The sequence below is a fragment of the Streptomyces kryoterrae genome, assembly GCF_054072135.1.
The window spans coordinates 8,467,021-8,486,211 of the sequence record NZ_CM133358.1 but is presented as its reverse complement, the minus strand read 5'-3'; the positions used below and the strand labels follow the sequence as shown (position 1 = coordinate 8,486,211).

Here is a 19,191-nt window from a genome sequence, read left to right as displayed (position 1 = left end):
TCCGAAAGGTGGGATGGGATCGAAAACGATCACACAACTTCCATCAAGGCTAGCAGCTCGCGCGCCACGTCCTCGACAGAGGTGTTGACCAGGGTCTCGTCGAACTCCGGCTCGGCGGCCAGTTCGATCTTGGCCGCCTCCAGGCGGCGTTCGATCACCTCGGGCGGTTCGGTGCCCCGCCCGGTCAGTCTGCGCACCAGCTCCCCCCAGGAGGGAGGAGCGAGGAACACCAGCAGAGCGTCCGACATCGACTCACGGACCTGCCGGGCGCCCTGGAGGTCGATCTCCAGGAGGACCGACTCGCCGGACTCCAGCCGCTCCAGCACGGCCGCACGCGGCGTGCCGTAGCGGTTGCCGGCGAACTCGGCCCACTCCAGGAGCTCGCCGTTGGCGATCAGCTTGTCCATCTCCTCGTCGGTGACGAAGAAGTAGTGGACGCCGTGCCGCTCACCGGGGCGTGGCTTTCGGGTCGTCGCCGACACCGAGAGCCAGACCTCGGGGTGTGCCTTGCGCATATGGACGACGACCGTGCTCTTACCGACGCCCGAGGGGCCGGAGAGCACGGTCAGCCGCGGACGTACGTCCGGGGGCTCGGGGGTCGTCCCCCGGAATGTTGCAGCCATACGGCGATTATTCCAGGAATCCCGGGGTGCCAGGACTCAGGAGCCGGTGCTGCCGAACTCGCGCTCCAGGGAGGCGACTTGGTTGGAGCCGAGGCCGCGCACCCGGCGGCTCTCGGAGATACCGAGTCGCTCCATGATCTGCTTGGCGCGGACCTTGCCCACGCCCGGGAGCGATTCGAGCAGGGCGGAGACCTTCATCTTGCCGATGACGTCGTTCTCGCGGCCCTGCTTGATGACCTCGTGAAGGGAGGCGCCGGAGTGCTTGAGTCGATTCTTGACCTCGGCCCGCTCCCGGCGAGCCGCGGCGGCCTTTTCGAGCGCGGCTGCGCGCTGTTCAGGGGTAAGGGGCGGAAGAGCCACGCCTACGTCACCTCGGATGTCGAACTGTCGGATACGGACCGGTGAGGGACCTGATCGCCCCTCACCTGGTGAGCCAAGAGCAACACGCTCGCTCGTTGGCTCTTGTCGGAGACTAGCGGCCAAGTTCGCCAGAGTCAGCGAGAACAGCGGAAAAGTCCTGGTCAGCCTTCACCAGGTCGGATATTTCGGTCAAACTGCCCTGGATTTGAGAATGTATTCAGTCTCAAGGCGTCCGGAAGTCACTCATCGGAGGACTTCGCCGAACTGTTCGAATGCTCAGGTGGCGGCCACTGCGGCCCGGATCTCGTCCGCGAAGCGGTCCGACGCGTCCCGCAGGGCGACGAGCTCGGGACCGTGACGCAGAACACCTCGGCTGACGTTCGGAACCACGTTCCGCAGTGCCGCCCCGAACACCCCGCGAAGATCGGCCGGGGTCGCCCCCTGCGCACCGACTCCGGGCGCCAGCAGAGGTCCGTTGATGTCGAGGTCGTAGGACGAGAGGTCGCCGAGTGTGGCTCCGACGACCGCGCCGAAGGAGCCCATGGGCCGCTCCCCCGCGTTCTCCGCGGCCAGGTAGGCCAGCATGGTCGCGCCGACGTTCAGCCCGTCCTCACGGACGGCGTGCTGCACCTGACCGCCCTCGGGGTTGGAGGTCAGCGCCAGCACGAACAGGCCCACACCGCTCTCCCGCGCGAGATCGACCGCCGGCTGCAGCGAGCCGTAGCCGAGATACGGCGAGACGGTGAGCGCGTCCGAGAACAACGGGGCGCCCTTCTCCAGGAAGGCCGCGGCGTACGCACCCATGGTGGAGCCGATGTCGCCGCGCTTGGCGTCCATCACGACCAGCGTGCCGGCCTCCCGCGCCTCCTGGACCGTCTTCTCCAGGACGGCGACCCCGCGCGACCCGAAGCGCTCGAAGAACGCGCTCTGCGGCTTCATCACCGCGACGCGTCCGGCCAGCGCCTCGACGACGGTGCGGCTGAACCGCTCCAGGCCGGTGACGTCGTCGTTCAGCCCCCAGTCGAGGAGCAGGGAGGCGTGCGGGTCGATGCCGACGCAGAGCGGGCCCCGCTCGTCCATGGCGTGCCGCAGACGGGCACCGAAGGGTTCCAGAACAGTCATACGGTCTTCCTCACGTCGGCGCCGACCGCGTCGGCGAGGGTGGCGTACGGGCTCGTGCGGAGTCGGGCGGCGAGCCCCTTGTGGATGGCGCGTCCCCAGAAAGGGCCCTCGTATACGAAGGCGCTGTAGCCCTGTACGAGCGTGGCGCCGGCCAGGATGCGCTGCCAGGCGTCCTCGGCGTTCTCGATGCCGCCGACGCCCACCAGGGTGATCCGGTCGCCCACGCGCGCGTAGAGGCGGCTCAGCACCTCCAGGGAGCGTGCCTTGAGGGGTGCGCCGGAGAGGCCGCCGGTCTCCTTCACCAGGGTGGGCCCGGAGGTCAGGCCGAGTCCCTCGCGCGCGATGGTGGTGTTCGTGGCGATGATCCCGTCCAGGCCGAGTTCCACGGCGAGGTCGGCGACGGCGTCCACGTCCTCGTCCGCGAGGTCGGGCGCGATCTTCACCAGCAGCGGGACGCGGCGCGCGGCCACCGTACGGTCGGCGGCCTCGCGGACGGCACTGAGCAGCGGGCGCAGCGCCTCGGTGGCCTGGAGGTTGCGCAGGCCGGGCGTGTTGGGCGAGCTGACGTTGACGACGAGGTAGTCGGCGTACGCGGCGAGCCGCTCGGTCGACTTCACGTAGTCGGCGACGGCCGCGGCCTCGGGGACGGCCTTGGTCTTGCCGATGTTGACGCCGACGACGGTCCGGAAGACGGCCTCCCGGGACGCCAGACGGGCCGCCACGGCCAGCGAACCCTCGTTGTTGAACCCCATGCGGTTGATGAGCGCCCGGTCCGGCACAAGGCGGAACAGCCGCTTCCTGGGGTTGCCGGGCTGCGGCTCCCCCGTGACCGTGCCGATCTCGACGTGGTCGAAGCCGAGCATCGACATCCCGTCGATCGCGACCGCGTTCTTGTCGAAGCCCGCCGCGAGCCCGAAGGGCCCGTGCATCCGCAGTCCGAAGGCCTCGGTGCGCAGCTCCTCGTACCGGGGCGCGAGTGCGGCGGCGACGAACGTCCGCAGCACGGGGACGCGGGCGGCAAGGCGGATCCAGCGGAAGGCGAGGTGGTGGGCCTCTTCGGGATCCATCCGTTTGAAGACCAGTCGGAAGACAAGCTTGTACATGGTGGTGTCCTCGCTACGGCCTCGCGGTGAGGCCTCATGAAGAGGGGGACACCGTTTCCGGTGTCCCCCTCAGGGCTGCTAGTCGCGGGCCGCGGTCAGCTGTTCTGCGTGTTCCTGGAGGGAACGCACGCCCACGTCGCCCTGTTTGAGGGCGTCGATGCCCTGGACGGCCGCGGCGAGCGCCTGGACGGTCGTCAGGCAGGGCACGGACCGCGCCACGGCCGCCGTACGGATCTCGTAGCCGTCGAGGCGGCCTCCGGTGCCGTACGGCGTGTTGACGATGAGGTCGACCTCGCCGTCGTGGATGAGCTGGACGATGGTCTTCTCGCCGTTCGGACCAGTGCCCTCGTTCTGCTTGCGGACGACCCGCGCGTTGAGGCCGTTGCGCCTGAGGACCTCGGCCGTGCCGGAGGTGGCGAGCAGCTCGAAGCCGTGGGCGACCAGTTCACGGGCCGGGAAGATCATCGAACGCTTGTCCCGGTTGGCGACCGAGATGAACGCGCGCCCCTTCGTCGGCAGCGGGCCGTACGCCGCCGCCTGCGACTTGGCGTATGCCGTGCCGAAGACGGAGTCGATGCCCATGACCTCGCCGGTGGACCGCATCTCCGGGCCGAGCACGGTGTCGACGCCGCGCCCGGAGGTGTCCCGGAAGCGGTTCCAGGGCATGACGGCCTCCTTGACGGAGATCGGCGCGTCAAGCGGCAGTTCGCCGCCGTCACCGGTCGCCGGCAGCAGTCCCTCGGCCCGCAGTTCGGCGACGGTCGCGCCGAGCGAGATCCGGGCGGCGGCCTTCGCCAGCGGCACCGCGGTCGCCTTCGAGGTGAAGGGGACCGTACGGGACGCGCGCGGGTTGGCCTCCAGGACGTAGAGGATGTCGCCGGCCAGCGCGAACTGGATGTTGATCAGGCCCCGGACGCCGACCCCGCGCGCGATGGCCTCGGTCGAGGCCCGCAGCCGCTTGATGTCGAAGCCGCCCAGGGTGATCGGGGGCAGCGCGCACGCCGAGTCGCCGGAGTGGATACCGGCCTCCTCGATGTGCTCCATGACGCCGCCGAGGTACAGCTCCTCGCCGTCGTACAGGGCGTCGACGTCGATCTCGATCGCGTCGTCGAGGAAGCGGTCGACCAGGACCGGCCGGGAGGGGCTGATCTCGGTCGACTCGGCGATGTAGGAGGACAGCCGGGTCTCGTCGTACACGATCTCCATGCCGCGTCCACCGAGGACGTACGACGGGCGTACGAGGACCGGGTACCCGATCTCGTCCGCGATCGCCTTGGCCTCGGCGAAGGTGGTCGCCGTGCCGTGCTTGGGGGCCGGAAGACCGGCCTCCGCGAGGACCCGGCCGAAGGCGCCCCGGTCCTCGGCGGCGTGGATGGCCTCGGGCGGGGTGCCCACGACCGGCACGCCGTTGTCCTTCAGGGCCTGCGCGAGGCCCAGCGGGGTCTGGCCGCCGAGCTGCACGATCACGCCGGCGATGGGGCCCGCGAGTGACTCCGCGTGGACGATCTCCAGCACGTCTTCGAGGGTCAGCGGCTCGAAGTAGAGGCGGTCGGAGGTGTCGTAGTCCGTGGAGACGGTCTCCGGGTTGCAGTTGACCATGACGGTCTCGTAGCCCGCGTCGCTCAGCGCGAAGGAGGCGTGGACGCAGGAGTAGTCGAACTCGATGCCCTGGCCGATGCGGTTGGGGCCGGAGCCGAGGATGATCACGGCCGGCTTCTCGCGCGGCGCGACCTCCGTCTCCTCGTCGTACGAGGAGTAGAAGTACGGCGTCTTCGCCGCGAACTCGGCGGCGCAGGTGTCGACCGTCTTGTACACCGGGCGCACGCCCAGCGCGTGCCGTACCTCGCGCACGACGTCCTCGCGCAGGCCCCGGATCTCGGCGATCTGCTGGTCGGAGAAGCCGTGCCGCTTGGCCTCGGCCAGGAGTTCGGGGTTCAGCCGCTCCGCCTCTGCCAGCTCGTCCGCGATCTCCTTGATCAGGAACAGCTGGTCGACGAACCACGGGTCGATCTTCGTGGCCTCGAAGACCTCCTCGGGCGTGGCGCCCGCGCGGATGGCCTGCATGACGGTGTTGATGCGCCCGTCGGTCGGCCGTACGGACTCGGCCAGCAGCTCGGCCTTGTCGCCGATCTCGCCGACGAAGGTGAACTGGCTGCCCTTCTTCTCCAGCGACCGCAGCGCCTTCTGGAGGGCCTCGGTGAAGTTGCGGCCGATGGCCATGGCCTCGCCGACCGACTTCATGGTCGTGGTCAACGTCGAGTCCGCCGAAGGGAACTTCTCGAAGGCGAACCGCGGGGCCTTCACGACGACGTAGTCGAGCGTCGGTTCGAAGGAGGCCGGGGTCTTCTCCGTGATGTCGTTCGGGATCTCGTCGAGGGTGTAGCCGACGGCCAGCTTCGCGGCGATCTTGGCGATCGGGAAGCCGGTCGCCTTGGAGGCGAGGGCCGAGGAACGCGACACGCGCGGGTTCATCTCGATGACGATGACACGGCCGTCGTCCGGGTTGATCGCGAACTGGATGTTGCAGCCGCCGGTGTCGACCCCGACCTCGCGGATGATCGCGATGCCGATGTCGCGCAGGCGCTGGTACTCGCGGTCGGTCAGCGTCATCGAGGGTGCCACGGTGATCGAGTCGCCGGTGTGCACGCCCATGGGGTCGAAGTTCTCGATGGAACAGACGACCACCACGTTGTCGTGCTTGTCGCGCATCAGCTCCAGCTCGTACTCCTTCCAGCCGAGGATGGACTCCTCCAGGAGCACCTCGGTGGTCGGCGACAGGGTCAGGCCCTGGCCGGCGATGCGGCGCAGCTCCTCCTCGTCGTGGGCGAAGCCGGAACCGGCGCCGCCCATGGTGAAGGAGGGCCGGACGACGACGGGGTAGCCGCCGAGCGTCTCGACGCCCGCGATCACGTCGTCCATGGAGTGGCAGATGACCGAACGGGCGGACTCGCCGTGTCCGATCTTCGCGCGGACGGCCTCGACGACGCCCTTGAAGAGGTCCCGGTCCTCGCCCTTGTTGATCGCCTCGACGTTGGCGCCGATCAGCTCGACACCGTACTTCTCCAGCACACCCTGCTCGTGCATGGAGATCGCGGTGTTCAGGGCCGTCTGGCCGCCGAGCGTGGGCAGCAGCGCGTCCGGCCGCTCCTTGGCGATGATCTTCTCGACGAACTCGGGGGTGATCGGCTCGACGTAGGTGGCGTCGGCGATCTCCGGGTCGGTCATGATCGTCGCCGGGTTGGAGTTGACCAGGATGACCCGGATGCCCTCGGCGCGCAGGATGCGGCACGCCTGGGTGCCGGAGTAGTCGAACTCGGCGGCCTGGCCGATGACGATCGGGCCGGAGCCGATGACCAGGACGGACTGGATATCGGTGCGCTTAGGCACGCTGGCCCTCCATCTGGACTGTGCTCATCAAAGACGTGAAGCGGTCGAACAGGTAGGCGGCGTCATGCGGGCCGGCTGCCGCTTCGGGGTGGTACTGGACGCTGAACGCGGGCCGGTCGAGCAGCCGGAGCCCTTCCACGACCTGGTCGTTCAGACAGACATGCGAGACCTCGGCGCGCCCGTAAGGCGTCTCGGAGACCCGGTCGAGCGGCGCGTCCACGGCGAAGCCGTGGTTGTGGGCGGTGACCTCGACCTTGCCGGTCGTACGGTCCTGCACGGGCTGGTTGATGCCCCGGTGGCCGTACTTCAGCTTGTACGTGCCGAAACCGAGCGCCCGTCCCAGGATCTGGTTGCCGAAGCAGATACCGAAGAGCGGCGTGCCGCGCTCCAGGACCGCCCGCATGACGGCGACGGGGTGGTCGGCGGTGGCCGGGTCACCCGGGCCGTTGGAGAAGAACACACCGTCGGGATTGACGGCGTACACGTCCTCCACGGTCGCCGTGGCGGGCAGGACGTGCACCTCGATGCCGCGTTCGGCCATCCGGTGGGGGGTCATGCCCTTGATGCCGAGGTCCACGGCGGCGACGGTGAACTTCTTCGTGCCGATCGCGGGGACGACGTACGCCTCCTTGGTGGCGACCTCGGCCGAGAGGTCGGCGCCCGTCATCTCCGGGGCCTGGCGCACCTCGGCGAGCATCGTGCCGTCGTCGGGCAGCGCGTTGCCGGAGAAGATGCCGACGCGCATGGCACCGCGCTCCCGCAGATGACGCGTCAACGCGCGCGTGTCGATGCCGGAGATGCCGACCACGCCCTGGTTGCGGAGTTCCTCGTCGAGAGAGCGCCGGGAGCGCCAGTTGGAGGGCACGCGCGCGGGGTCCCGTACGACATAGCCCGCGACCCAGATCCGCCGCGACTCGGGGTCCTCGTCGTTGACGCCGGTGTTGCCGACGTGCGGGGCGGTCATCACGACCACCTGGCGGTGGTACGACGGGTCGGTGAGGGTCTCCTGGTAGCCGGTCATACCGGTGGAGAAGACGGCCTCTCCGAAGGTCACCCCCACGGCCCCGTAGGCACGGCCGCGGAAGATCCGGCCGTCCTCCAGGACGAGTACGGCGGGAGTTCTGGTGGCTCCCCGGGTGGAGGTCGTCATCGTGCGCCTTCCGTTTCCGTCGTCTTGTTGATCATCTGGTTCAGGGTGCGGACCCACTCGTTGTGCTCGGCCGCGCGGTCGGAGCGGAACCCGGAGTCGAGCAGTCTGTCGCCGTGCTCCCAGGTGACGACCAGCAGGCCGCCCTCGGTGAGGACCTTGCCGGCGATGCCCTTGTCGAGCCGGGCCTCGCGCAGGACCTCCAGGGGGACGAAGAAGTCGGCAGCGCCGGGGCGTACGACGTCCAGTCCCGCGTCCGTCAGTGTCAGCTCGACCCGGCTGCGGGTGCCGAGGCCGTGCGCCACGATGCGGTCGAGCCACTGCCCCGCGGTGGTGGAGCCGTGGTAGCGGCCGCTCATCGACAGCACAGTCAGTCTCGCCGCCCCGGGCTCGTCCGGCGCGACGGGGAGCTCGGGCAGGTCGCCCTGGAGCGTGCCGCGCCACTTCCAGCCCTCGCGCATCAGCCAGTAGATGAGCGCGACGAAGAGCGCGAGTCCGACCAGCCAGCCCACGCGGGCGGCCCAGTCGGTCACCTCCGCCGACTTCTGTTCGGCGGCGACGTACGTCAAATGCGGCAGTGATGTCACGCGAGCTTCCCGTCGACGAGCGTGGCCTTGCCCCGGAGCCACGTGTGGGTGACACGGCCCGGCAGCTCACGGCCCTCGTACGGGGTGTTGCGGCTGCGGGAGGCGAAGCCCGCGGGGTCCACGGACCCACGGTATGCCGTGTCGACGAGCGTGAGGTTGGCGGGCTCACCTGCCGAGACGGGGCGGCCGTGGCCCGTCGCCCGCCCGATGCGCGCGGGGGCGAAGGACATACGGTCGGCGACGGTCGCCCAGTCCAGCAGTCCGGTGTCCACCATCGTCTCCTGGACCACTGACAACGCGGTCTCCAGACCGACCATGCCCATGGCGGCGGCGGCCCACTCGCAGTCCTTGTCCTCGTGCGGGTGCGGGGCATGGTCGGTGGCGACGATGTCGATGGTGCCGTCGGCGAGCGCCTCGCGCAGGGCCAGCACATCGCGCTCGGTGCGCAGCGGCGGGTTGACCTTGTAGACCGGGTTGTACGTCCGGACCAGCTCGTCGGTGAGCAGGAGGTGGTGCGGGGTCACCTCGGCGGTGACGTCGATGCCCCGGGACTTGGCCCAGCGGATGATCTCGACGGAGCCTGCGGTCGACAGGTGGCAGATGTGGACGCGGGAGCCGACGTGCTCGGCGAGCAGCACATCGCGCGCGATGACCGACTCCTCGGCGACGGCGGGCCAGCCCCCGAGCCCCAGTTCCGCGGACACGACGCCCTCGTTCATCTGGGCACCCTCGGTCAGCCGCGGCTCCTGCGCGTGCTGGGCGACGACTCCGCCGAAGGCCTTCACGTACTCCAGCGCGCGCCGCATGATCACGGCGTCGTCGACGCACTTGCCGTCGTCGGAGAAGACGGTGACACCGGCCGCCGACTCGTGCATGGCGCCCAGCTCGGCGAGCTTCCTGCCCTCCAGGCCGACGGTGACCGCGCCGATGGGCTGCACGTCGCAGTAGCCGTGCTCCTGGCCGAGGCGGTAGACCTGCTCGACCACACCGGCGGTGTCGGCGACCGGGAAGGTGTTGGCCATGGCGAACACGGCCGTGAAACCGCCGCTCGCCGCCGCCCGGGTCCCCGTCAGCACGGTCTCGGAGTCCTCGCGCCCCGGCTCCCGCAGATGCGTGTGCAGGTCGACGAGCCCCGGCAGCAGCACCTTCCCGTCGGCCTCGACGACCTCGGCGCCCTCGTCGGACAGCCCGGCACCGACAGCGCCGATGGTCCCGCCGTCGGTCAGGACGTCCTGCGGCTCGCCGCCGAGCACCCGCGCACCACGAATAAGGATCTTGCCCATGTGTCTTACTTCTCCTCGGTACGGGTGTGGGTGACGGCGGGTTCGTTGCCGCCGAGCAGCAGGTAGAGCACGGCCATCCGGATGGAGACACCGTTGGTGACCTGCTCGATCGCCGTGCAGCGCTCCGAGTCGGCGACCTCGGCGGTGATCTCCATACCGCGGACCATCGGCCCGGGGTGCATCACGATGGCGTGCTCCGGCATCCGCGCCATACGGTCGCCGTCGAGGCCGTAGCGCCGCGAGTACTCGCGCTCGGTCGGGAAGAACGCGGCGTTCATGCGCTCCCGCTGCACCCGCAGCAGCATCACCGCGTCGGACTTCGGAAGGGTGCTGTCCAGGTCGTACGAGACCTCGCAGGGCCAGCTCTCCACGCCGACCGGCACCAGGGTCGGCGGCGCGACGAGGGTGACCTCGGCGCCGAGGGTGTGCAGCAGGTCGACGTTGGAGCGGGCGACGCGGCTGTGCAGGATGTCGCCGACCAGGGTGATCCGCTTGCCGGCGAGGTCCTGGCCGATGCCCGCGTCCCGGCCGACCAGCCGGCGCCGCATGGTGAAGGCGTCGAGCAGGGCCTGCGTGGGGTGCTGGTGGGTGCCGTCACCGGCGTTGATGACGACCGCGTCGATCCAGCCGGAGGTGGCGAGCCGGTACGGGGCCCCGGAGGCGCCGTGCCGGATGACGACCGCGTCGACGCCCATGGCTTCGAGGGTCTGGGCGGTGTCCTTCAGGGACTCGCCCTTGGAGACGCTCGACCCCTTGGCGGTGAAGTTGATGACGTCCGCGGACAGGCGCTTCTCGGCGGCCTCGAAGGAGATCCGGGTCCGCGTCGAGTCCTCGAAGAAGAGGTTGACGACGGTACGGCCGCGCAGGGTCGGCAGTTTCTTGATCGGCCGGTCCGCGACCCGGGCCATCTCCTCGGCGGTGTCGAGGATCAGGACGGCGTCGTCGCGGGTGAGGTCGGCGGCCGAGATGAGATGACGCTGCATCTTTCAGGCTCCGTAAGGAAGTTCAGGAGATTCCGGACAGACAGGGGCATCGCGGCGGGACGTACGGCACGGGGCCGCACGCGCGCGTGCTACTGCTGGGCGGTCTGCTTCACCCCGAGGAGCACGGTGTCCCGACCGTCCTCCTCGGCGAGCTGGACCTTGACCGTCTCCCGCAGCGACGTGGGGAGGTTCTTGCCGACGTAGTCGGCGCGGATGGGCAGTTCGCGGTGCCCGCGGTCGACGAGGACCGCGAGCTGTACCGCGCGCGGGCGCCCGAGGTCGTTCAGGGCGTCGAGGGCGGCGCGGATGGTGCGGCCGGAGAAGAGCACGTCGTCGACGAGGACGACCAGTCTGCCGTCGAGGCCGTCACCGGGGATGTCGGTACGGGCCAGCGCACGCGGCGGGTGCATGCGCAGGTCGTCGCGGTACATGGTGATGTCGAGCGAGCCGACCGGGATCTTGCGGCCGGTGATCTCCGCCAGCTTGGCGGCGAGCCGCTGGGCGAGGAAGACGCCGCGGGTCGGAATACCGAGGAGCACCACGTCGTCGGCGCCCTTGGCGCGTTCGACGATCTCGTGGGCGATGCGGGTCAGCACCCGCGCGATGTCGGGGGCTTCCAGAACGGGCCGTGCGTCGGCCTCGTACTGCTGCTTGTCCTGCTCTGAGTCCATAAGAAACGGACCTCCTTCTCCGCCTCACAGGACGGATCATTAAAGGACGTCGGAATTGCGCCATCCACGGTACCAGTCCGCGCAACACACCTGATCACCCCCCTGGCGTCGGACGTCACCCGACTGCCGTAACCGCACGTCGCCCGGCACGTGAGGGCCGGGCGGGACCATTCGGCTTGACGGGGAAGAGTAACGCTGCGTAACCTCACAGTGAGTCACCAGCCGCGCGGCTCGTCCGCACGTCGACACTGTGTCCGGGAGCTATATGTCCAGCGAATACGCCAAACAGCTCGGGGCCAAGCTCCGGGCGATCCGCACCCAGCAGGGCCTTTCCCTCCACGGTGTCGAGGAGAAGTCCCAGGGACGCTGGAAGGCGGTCGTGGTCGGTTCGTACGAGCGCGGCGATCGTGCCGTGACCGTGCAGCGCCTCGCCGAGCTGGCGGATTTCTACGGGGTTCCCGTGCAGGAGCTGCTGCCGGGCACCACGCCGGGCGGGGCCGCCGAGCCGCCGCCGAAGCTCGTCCTCGACCTTGAGCGGCTGGCCCATGTGCCGGCCGAGAAGGCGGGCCCCCTGCAGCGCTACGCCGCGACGATCCAGTCGCAGCGCGGCGACTACAACGGCAAGGTGCTGTCGATCCGCCAGGACGACCTGCGCACGCTCGCCGTCATCTACGACCAGTCGCCCTCGGTCCTGACCGAGCAGCTGATCAGCTGGGGCGTCCTGGACGCGGACGCGCGCCGCGCCGTCTCCCACGAGGAGAGCTGAGCCCGACGGCTTTCAGCCGTTGAGCAGAAACGTGCCGCCGGGGTGGCCGGAACCTATGGGTTCCGGCCACCCCGGCGCCGTTTTACGGGCTGCGGTGCCCCCATGGGTACGCGGACACCCCTGGGACATCCCCACGCTCTCCTGATCGCACCTGGTCGTATGAACGCCGGCGGGCCCCAGCAGTGTGTCGCTGGGGCCCGCCGGCGTTCATACGTACCACCAGATGCCCGAAGGCCTGGTTTCAGCTCAGACCTCGTCGCGGCGCAGCGTGGACTTCAGGTCCTTGAACCGGCCCAGGAGCCCGTTGACGAACGAGGGCGACTCGTCCGTGGAGAACTCCTTCGCCAGCTGCACCATCTCGTCGAGGACGACGGCGTCCGGGGTCTCGTCGACCCAGATCAGCTCGTAGGCACCGAGGCGCAGGATGTTGCGGTCGACGACCGGCATCCTGTCGAGCGTCCAGCCGACCGAGTACTGCGAGATCAGTTCGTCGATGCGCCGCGCGTGCTGGGCGTAGCCCTCGACGAGCTCCATCGTGTACTCGCTGACCGGGGGCTGGCGGGTGTCGTCCCGGGAGAGCCGGATCCAGTCCCCGAGGACCGTCTGGACATCGGCCCCGCGCTGGTCGCCTTCGAAGAGGATCTGGAAGGCACGCTTGCGGGCCGTGTTGCGGGCAGCCACGGTTAGCTGTTCACCCGGCCGAGGTAGTCGCTCGTGCGGGTGTCGACCTTGATCTTCTCACCTGTGGTGATGAAGAGCGGCACCTGGATCTGGTGGCCGGTCTCCAGCGTGGCCGGCTTGGTGCCGCCCGTGGAGCGGTCGCCCTGGACGCCCGGCTCGGTCTCCTGGATGACGAGCTCGACGGCGGCCGGCAGCTCGACGAAGAGCACCTCGCCCTCGTGCTGCGCGACCGTGGCGGTGAAGCCCTCGATCAGGAAGTTGGCGGCGTCGGCGACGGCCTTGCGGTCCACCATGAGCTGGTCGTAGGTCTCCATGTCCATGAAGACGAAGTACTCGCCGTCCATGTAGGAGAACTGCATGTCGCGCTTGTCGACAGTGGCCGTCTCGACCTTGACACCGGCGTTGAAGGTCTTGTCGACGACCTTGCCGGAGAGCACGTTCTTCAGCTTGGTGCGCACGAAGGCCGGGCCCTTGCCGGGCTTGACGTGCTGGAACTCGACGACGGACCAGAGCTGGCCCCCGTCGAGCTTGAGCACGAGGCCGTTCTTGAGGTCGTTCGTGGAAGCCACGGTTGCGGAATCTCCTGGACTGACGTGGACGACCCCGGGGCAGCCGCGACAGCTCGAAGCTAGAGCGCGAGCAGTTCCTTGGTCGTGATGGTGAGTAGCTCGGGTCCGCCGTCCGCCTCAGGGCGTACGACGAGCGTGTCATCGATCCGGACGCCGCCCCGGCCCGGGAGGTGGACCCCCGGTTCGACGGTGACCGGCACGCAAGCGTCCAGTTTACCCATGGCTGCGGGGGCGAGCTGCGGGTCCTCGTCGATTTCGAGCCCCACACCGTGACCGGTGAGCTCCGGAAGGCGGTCCGCGTACCCCGCGGAGTCCAGTACCTGACGTGCCGCGCGGTCCACGTCACGGTAGGCGGCGCCGGGTACCAGGGCCTCCCGTCCAGCGCGCTGGGCTGCGAAGACGAGGTCGTAGAGCTCGATCTGCCAGTCGGCAGGCGAGGTCCCGATGACGAACGTGCGGCCGATCTCACACCGGTATCCGCGGTAGACGGCGCCGAGACAAACAGAGAGGAAGTCTCCTTCCTCCACGCGCCGATCGGTGGGCCGATGGCCCCGGCGGCCGGAGTGGGGACCGGTGGCGACGGCGGTCGCGAAGGCGGGCCCGTCGGCGCCGTGATCGACGAGCCGCCGCTCCAGTTCGAGGGCGAGATGTCTCTCCGTACGCCCGACGAGGATGGATTCCAGCAGCTCGCCGAGTGCCTGGTCGGTGATCTCGGCGGCGATCCGCAGACAGGCGATCTCCTCCTCGTCCTTGACCAGCCGGAGCTGCTCGACGGCGCCGCCGAGGTCGGCGAGGCGCAGCCGGGGCGCGACCGAGCCGATGGCGCGATACCGGGCCACGGTCAGATGGTGTTCCTCGACGGCGAGGGACTCGGCGCCCTGGGCGGCGGCGAGATCCGCGGCGGCGACGGCCGGATCGCCGCCGGCCGCGGACAGCGCGTGCACGCGCAGGGCCTCGTCCGGACGGCTGCCCTCGGGGGCCCGGTCGTCCTCGGGCCCCGCCCACACCAGCAGGTCCTCACGCTTTCCCAGCAGCAGCACGGCTCCCCGCGGGGCCGCGCCTGCGAGATACCGCACATTGGCGGCCCGGGAGACCAGCGCTCCCGCACTGCCGCCCGTGTGACACCGCTCCCGAAGCCGCGCTCTGCGCGCCGCGTACACCTCTGACATGCCCCGAGCGTAAGAGCGCGGCCGGATCGCCGCCGTTCGGAGAGAGCCGACTGGGCGGCGCGGGGGCCGAGAGGGCCTCCCACGAGCCTCGATGGAGGCCGAAGCACCCGCCCGTCGGTCACCCGCGGCCGTACGGCTGAGACCACGCCGGCGAACGTCAGCGCGGACCGGCCTCCACCGGAACGGCACAGCCCCGCCGGGGGCCGTCGGCCTGCCGACCGTGTCCACCGAGACTCCGCCACCGGCGGACAGCACGGACCAAGACCACCGGCGCACCAAACCGCAGGGGGCCGCCACCCCGCCGACGGTGCCCCCGAACCCAGACCACCGAACCACAGAACGAACCACCGGAGCACCAAGCCGCCCACCGGGGTCCGTCACCCCCGCCGACGGAAGGTGCCGTGCACTGGCCACCGAACCGCGATGCGGACCATGCCCCACCGGAACGACGAGTCACCCGCAGGAGACCATCGCCTGCGCGCCATGACCAGCGAGCCACCGCCCGCACACGACCCCGGGGCGGGCACCGCCGCAACGACAAGCCGCCCGTCCACGACATCACCCCGCCGGACGCCATCGCCCCCACACCGCCCAACACACGCCAACACGGCCCAGGCCCCAGCGGAACGGCAAACCGGTCGCTGCGGAGCCCGTCTCCCCGCCGACGGAGATCGCCCAGGCACCGGCCATCGGCCCCCGGGCGGACGGCCGACCCGGCTCGTCACCCGTTCGGCCCACCCAGCCGTCTGCGCAGCCCGTACGACGGGTTACGAAGGCCCTGTGCGGCCGGGAAACGGGGGCGGGGCCCCGGCGGCGGTGACGCGCGCCCGTGCGATCGTCGGTCAGGACCCGGCAGGCGGGCGGCGACCGGTGGACGTACTCTGTCCCGCTCCTGACGGACGAACGCCCTCTACCACTTGGGCGGGCTGGCCAGCAGGCGCGCGAGGACGTCGTCCAGGACCTGGGCCGTCGCCGGTACGTCGAGCTGGGAGTTGTCGATGATCGGGAGGCCGGAGCCGTACCAGCCCGCCATCCGGCCGTGGATGCGGGCGACCTCCTCGTCCGCGAGGCGGCGGTTGCCGGAGCGCTCGGCGTTGCGCTCCAGGACGATCTCCAGTCCGGGCAGCAGCACGACCGGCAGCAGACCGGGCCCGACGTGCCGCTTCCAGCCGCCGAGGCCGACGACCGGGCGGTCGGGGAAGACCGCGTCGTCGAGGATGCACGAGATGCCGTTGGCCAGGAAGTTGCGCGCTGCGAAGCCGCAGGTGCGGCGGGCGAGACGATACTGCGCCTCGGAATGGTCGTTCCACCCCGACTGCGGGTCGGCGAAGCCCGAGCGGACCCATTCGCGTACGTCGTCGAGGCTGATGTGCGCGGTGGACACCCGGCGATGCTCTGCCCAGTACTTCGCGACGCTCGTCTTCCCCGCACCCGCGGGGCCGATCAGCAGCACGGCGAGGGGCACGGCGGCCGGGTCGACGGGTCCCGTGGCGGTCGGCGGACCCGGCGTCGGTACGAAGTCGCCCTGCGGCAGCCGCACATGGCCGGTGGTGTCGGGCGTGGGCGGCACCGGGGCCTGCTGAGGAACGGGAGCGTGCGGTGGGAGGGGCGGATGCTGGGCCTGCGGAACCGGCCCCGACGGGGCTCCCCCGGGATAGGCCGGAGCCGGTGGTCGGCTCAGCGGGGCAGCCGACGACCAGTCGGCGCCCGGTCCTTGCCCCGGCTGGTGGGGCGGCGGCAGCGGCGACCCCACTGCGTCCTGCATCCGGTGCCACTCCATCTCGTACAGGCGATTGGCGCTGGCCTGCGGGGCACGGACCCCGCTCGCCACCGAACGGTACCGTCCCGGGCCGCCGTTTGGTGAACGGCCCGGAACGGCCCGAAGTGCCCGTCCCCACAAGCGAATCGGGCCAACCGCCCGAGTGGGGAGCTACTCCCCCACTTCGCCGTAGGCGGCGAGCAGGACGGCCGGGTCGGGCCCCTCCAGGACGGTCGGCTTGGCCAGTCCGTCCAGGACGATGAACCTCAGCAGGTCGCCCCGGGACTTCTTGTCGAGCTTCATGTTCTCCAGCAGCTTGGGCCACTGGTCGTAGCGGTAGTGCAGCGGCAGGCCCACGGACTCCAGGACCGTGCGGTGCCGGTCGGCCGTCGCGTCGTCCAACCGGCCCGCGAGGCGGCCCAGTTCGGCCGCGAAGTGCATGCCGACGGAGACGGCCGCGCCGTGCCGCCACTGGTAACGCTCGTTCTTCTCGATGGCGTGGGCGAGCGTGTGCCCGTAGTTGAGGATCTCGCGCAGGCCCGACTCCTTCAGGTCCGAGGAGACGACCTCCGCCTTCACCTTGATCGACCGCTCGATCAGCTCGGCGGTGTGCGGCCCTGCCGGGCTGCGGGCGGCCTGCGGGTCGGCCTCGATCAGCTCCAGGATCGCGGGGTCGGCGATGAAACCGGCCTTGATGATCTCCGCGAGCCCGGACACGTAGTCGTTGACCGGAAGCGAGTCCAGCGCCGCCAGGTCGCACAGCACACCGGCGGGCGGGTGGAAGGAACCGACGAGGTTCTTGCCCTCGGCGGTGTTGATACCGGTCTTGCCCCCGACCGCCGCGTCCACCATCGCCAGCACCGTCGTCGGGATCGCGATCCAGCGCACCCCGCGCAGCCAGGTCGCGGCCACGAAGCCGGCCAGGTCGGTGGTCGCCCCGCCGCCGACACCGACGATGACATCGGTCCGGGTGAAGTTGGACTGGCCGAGCGCCTTCCAGCAGTAGGCCGCCACCTCCGCGGTCTTGGCCTCCTCCGCGTTCGGCACCTGGATGGCGACCGTCTCGAACCCCTGGCCGGCCAGGTCGGCGCGCAGCGCCTCACCCGTCTCCGCGAGCGCCTCGGGGTGGATCACCGCGACCCGCTTCGTCCTGGGCCCGATCAGCCCGCCCAGCTCCTCCAGGAGTTGGCGGCCGATCAGGACCTCGTACGGGTCGCTGCCCGCCGTGCCTCCGACCTGGATCCGCGTCACTGCCTCGCTGCTCATGCTGACTTCAACTCCAGTGCGTCCAGGACGGCTTGGGTGACCTCTTCGGGCGTACGGCCATCGGTGGCGACGACCGCGTCGGCGACCTCCGTGTACAAGTGGCGGCGGGCCTCCATCAGCTCCCGCCACTGCCGGCGCGGGTTGACCGCCAGCAAGGGGCGGGCCGCGTTCAGGCCGGTGCGCTGGACCGCTTCCTCGACGTCCATCGACAGATAGACGACCCGATGCCCGGCCAGCAGCTCACGGGTGTCGCCGTCGAGGATCGAGCCGCCGCCGAGGGCGAGGACGCCGTCGTGCTCGGCCAGCGCCCGCTGGACCGCCTGCTTCTCGACGGCCCGGAAGACCGGCTCGCCCTCGTCGACGAAGATGTCGGCGATCGTGCGGCCCTGCTCGGCGACGATGTCGTCGTCGGTGTCCCGGTACGCACAGCCGAGCCGCTCGGCAAGCAGCCGCCCGACGGTGGACTTGCCGACGCCCATCGGCCCGACCAGCACAATCTGCACCGCGCTCACCGGACGATCAGGTGTTCGAGGTAGGACTGCACATTGCGGCGCGTCTCGGGCACGCTGTCGCCGCCGAACTTCTCCACGACCGCGTCGGCCAGGACGAGGGCCACCATCGCCTCGGCGACGATGCCGGCCGCCGGGACCGCACACACGTCGGAACGCTGGTGGTGGGCCTGCGTGGCCTCACCGGTGACCACGTCGACGGTCCGCAGGGCGCGCGGCACGGTCGCGATCGGCTTCATCGCCGCCCGTACGCGCAGCAGCTCACCCGTGGACAGGCCGCCCTCGGTGCCACCGGAACGCCCGGTCGCCCGCCGGATGCCCTCATCGGTGGCGAGGATCTCGTCGTGCGCCTTCGAGCCCGGCACGCGCGCGAGGTCGAAGCCGTCGCCGACCTCGACGCCCTTGATGGCCTGGATGCCCATCAGCGCAGCCGCCAGCCGGGCGTCCAGGCGCCGGTCCCAGTGCACGTGCGAGCCCAGCCCCACGGGCACGCCGTACGCCAGCACCTCGACGACACCACCGAGGGTGTCGCCGTCCTTGTGGGCCTGGTCGATCTCCGCGACCATCGCCTTCGAAGCGTCCGCGTCCAGACAGCGCACCGGGTCCGCGTCCAGCTTCTCCACGTCGGAGGGCTTGGGGTAGACGCCGTAGGGGGCCTTCGCCGCCGCCAGTTCGACGACGTGCGAGACGATCTCGATGCCGGCCGCCGCCTTCAGGAACGAGCGGGCCACGGCGCCCAGCGCCACCCGCGCCGCCGTCTCACGCGCGGAGGCGCGTTCCAGGATCGGGCGGGCCTCCTCGAAGCCGTACTTCTGCATCCCCGCGAGGTCGGCGTGGCCGGGGCGGGGGCGGGTCAGCGGGGCGTTACGGGCGAGCCCGGCCAGGATCTCCGGATCCACCGGGTCGGCCGCCATCACCTGCTCCCACTTCGGCCACTCGGTGTTGCCGACCATCACCGCGACCGGCGAGCCGATCGACAGACCGTGCCGCACGCCGCCGAGGAAGGTGATCTCGTCCTGCTCGAACTTCATCCGGGCACCACGCCCATAGCCGAGCCGCCGCCTCGCCAGGTGGTCCGCCACCAGCTCCGTGGTGATCGGCACGCCGGCGGGAAGACCCTCCAACGTCGCGACAAGAGCGGGACCGTGGGACTCCCCCGCTGTCAACCAGCGCAACCTGCTCAACGGTGCTCCTCATACTCGCGCC

At 70.3% G+C, this 19,191-nt stretch carries 18 protein-coding genes; 1 reads left to right on the top strand and 17 read right to left on the bottom strand.

What is annotated here, in order from left to right; translation table 11 throughout:
- Nucleotides 1–29 precede the first annotated feature (29 nt).
- From gmk to pyrR, 10 genes are all read right to left on the bottom strand, one after another.
- Nucleotides 30–623, bottom strand: coding sequence for a guanylate kinase (gmk, locus tag ACW4TU_RS37745; RefSeq protein ID WP_457420803.1), 594 nt, complete (start codon nt 621–623; stop codon nt 30–32).
- A 36-nt stretch (nt 624–659) separates the two neighbouring features.
- Complete coding sequence (locus ACW4TU_RS37740; protein ID WP_164315001.1) at nt 660–983, bottom strand: integration host factor; 324 nt, start codon at nt 981–983, stop codon at nt 660–662.
- 276 nt (nt 984–1,259) lie between these two features.
- Nucleotides 1,260–2,105 carry an orotidine-5'-phosphate decarboxylase gene (gene pyrF, locus ACW4TU_RS37735; RefSeq protein WP_457420801.1) on the bottom strand — a complete coding sequence of 282 codons (846 nt, stop codon included), beginning with the start codon at nt 2,103–2,105 and terminating at the stop codon, nt 1,260–1,262.
- Nucleotides 2,102–3,208 (bottom strand): quinone-dependent dihydroorotate dehydrogenase, encoded by a 1,107-nt coding sequence (locus ACW4TU_RS37730; protein WP_457420799.1) that lies wholly within the window; start codon nt 3,206–3,208, stop codon nt 2,102–2,104. The genes pyrF and ACW4TU_RS37730 overlap by 4 nt, the downstream gene beginning before the upstream one ends.
- A gap of 78 nt (nt 3,209–3,286) precedes the next feature.
- A complete protein-coding gene (gene carB / locus ACW4TU_RS37725; RefSeq protein ID WP_457420797.1) occupies nt 3,287–6,595 on the bottom strand; it encodes a carbamoyl-phosphate synthase large subunit in 3,309 nt (1,102 codons plus the stop codon).
- A complete protein-coding gene (carA, locus tag ACW4TU_RS37720) occupies nt 6,588–7,745 on the bottom strand; it encodes a glutamine-hydrolyzing carbamoyl-phosphate synthase small subunit (protein ID WP_457420795.1) in 1,158 nt (385 codons plus the stop codon). The genes carB and carA overlap by 8 nt, the downstream gene beginning before the upstream one ends.
- Entirely contained in the window at nt 7,742–8,329 is a 588-nt protein-coding gene (locus ACW4TU_RS37715; RefSeq protein WP_457420793.1) for a PH-like domain-containing protein, read from the bottom strand. The genes carA and ACW4TU_RS37715 overlap by 4 nt, the downstream gene beginning before the upstream one ends.
- Nucleotides 8,326–9,612, bottom strand: a complete 1,287-nt coding sequence (locus ACW4TU_RS37710; protein WP_457420791.1) for a dihydroorotase — start codon at nt 9,610–9,612, stop codon at nt 8,326–8,328. The genes ACW4TU_RS37715 and ACW4TU_RS37710 overlap by 4 nt, the downstream gene beginning before the upstream one ends.
- A 5-nt stretch (nt 9,613–9,617) precedes the next feature.
- Nucleotides 9,618–10,595, bottom strand: a complete 978-nt coding sequence (locus tag ACW4TU_RS37705; RefSeq protein ID WP_164408620.1) for an aspartate carbamoyltransferase catalytic subunit — start codon at nt 10,593–10,595, stop codon at nt 9,618–9,620.
- Nucleotides 10,596–10,684: 89 nt separating this feature from the next.
- Nucleotides 10,685–11,266, bottom strand: a complete 582-nt coding sequence (gene pyrR / locus ACW4TU_RS37700; RefSeq protein WP_164315016.1) for a bifunctional pyr operon transcriptional regulator/uracil phosphoribosyltransferase PyrR — start codon at nt 11,264–11,266, stop codon at nt 10,685–10,687.
- A 265-nt stretch (nt 11,267–11,531) separates the two neighbouring features.
- On the opposite strand from pyrR, the gene bldD reads away from it, so the two are divergent.
- Nucleotides 11,532–12,032, top strand: a complete 501-nt coding sequence (gene bldD, locus ACW4TU_RS37695) for a transcriptional regulator BldD (protein WP_003956405.1) — start codon at nt 11,532–11,534, stop codon at nt 12,030–12,032.
- 246 nt (nt 12,033–12,278) lie between these two features.
- On the opposite strand, the gene nusB is transcribed toward bldD, so the two are convergent.
- The 7 genes from nusB to aroC all read right to left on the bottom strand — a co-directional run bounded on the left by nusB (nt 12,279) and on the right by aroC (nt 19,169).
- A complete protein-coding gene (nusB, locus tag ACW4TU_RS37690) occupies nt 12,279–12,713 on the bottom strand; it encodes a transcription antitermination factor NusB (RefSeq protein ID WP_457420788.1) in 435 nt (144 codons plus the stop codon).
- A 2-nt stretch (nt 12,714–12,715) separates the two neighbouring features.
- A complete protein-coding gene (efp, locus tag ACW4TU_RS37685; protein WP_006382090.1) occupies nt 12,716–13,282 on the bottom strand; it encodes an elongation factor P in 567 nt (188 codons plus the stop codon).
- Between the two features lie 59 nt (nt 13,283–13,341).
- Nucleotides 13,342–14,451, bottom strand: coding sequence for a M24 family metallopeptidase (locus ACW4TU_RS37680; RefSeq protein WP_457420786.1), 1,110 nt, complete (start codon nt 14,449–14,451; stop codon nt 13,342–13,344).
- 910 nt (nt 14,452–15,361) lie between these two features.
- Nucleotides 15,362–16,216 carry a Pro-rich N-terminal domain-containing protein gene (locus tag ACW4TU_RS37675; protein WP_457420784.1) on the bottom strand — a complete coding sequence of 285 codons (855 nt, stop codon included), beginning with the start codon at nt 16,214–16,216 and terminating at the stop codon, nt 15,362–15,364.
- A gap of 165 nt (nt 16,217–16,381) precedes the next feature.
- The gene (aroB, locus tag ACW4TU_RS37670; protein WP_457420782.1) at nt 16,382–17,476 is read right to left on the bottom strand and encodes a 3-dehydroquinate synthase; all 1,095 of its coding nucleotides are present in this window, start codon (nt 17,474–17,476) and stop codon (nt 16,382–16,384) included.
- On the bottom strand, nt 17,473–17,955 hold the full coding sequence (locus tag ACW4TU_RS37665) for a shikimate kinase (protein ID WP_457430517.1): 483 nt from the start codon (nt 17,953–17,955) through the stop codon (nt 17,473–17,475). The genes aroB and ACW4TU_RS37665 overlap by 4 nt, the downstream gene beginning before the upstream one ends.
- 29 nt (nt 17,956–17,984) lie before the next feature.
- The gene (gene aroC, locus ACW4TU_RS37660) at nt 17,985–19,169 is read right to left on the bottom strand and encodes a chorismate synthase (RefSeq protein WP_457420780.1); all 1,185 of its coding nucleotides are present in this window, start codon (nt 19,167–19,169) and stop codon (nt 17,985–17,987) included.
- Between the last annotated feature and the right edge of the window lie 22 nt (nt 19,170–19,191).